Origin of the sequence: Sulfitobacter sp. UBA1132 (assembly GCF_002311545.1) — a bacterium.
Taxonomy (GTDB): domain Bacteria; phylum Pseudomonadota; class Alphaproteobacteria; order Rhodobacterales; family Rhodobacteraceae; genus Sulfitobacter; species Sulfitobacter pontiacus.
Genome location: NZ_DCAN01000019.1, coordinates 322,103 through 322,474 on the forward strand (window position 1 = coordinate 322,103; position 372 = coordinate 322,474).

1 pseudogene is annotated in these 372 nt (G+C 61.8%); it reads left to right on the forward strand.

The features are described 5' to 3' along the window. Positions 1-372: pseudogene (locus tag B4F27_RS15330) on the forward strand (malate synthase G); the annotation flags it as partial.

Genomic DNA, 372 nt, shown 5'->3' on the forward strand with positions numbered 1-372 from the left:
CAAGGGCATGTGGGCCATGCCCGATATGATGGAGGCAATGCTGGAGGCCAAGATCGGTCACCCCAAGGCGGGTGCGAACTGCGCTTGGGTGCCATCGCCCACGGCCGCCACACTGCACGCGATGCACTACCACAAAATCGACGTGCTGGCGCGTCAGGACGAGATCAAACAGGGTGGGGCCCGTGGCACGCTGGCCGATTTGCTGACCATTCCGGTACTGGACGGGCGTAACCTGTCGGACGCGGATATCGCGCAGGAAGTTGAGAACAACGCCCAAGGCATCCTTGGCTATGTTGTGCGATGGGTCGATCAGGGTGTTGGGTGCTCGAAGGTGCCAGACATCCATGACGTCGGCCTGATGGAAGACCGCGC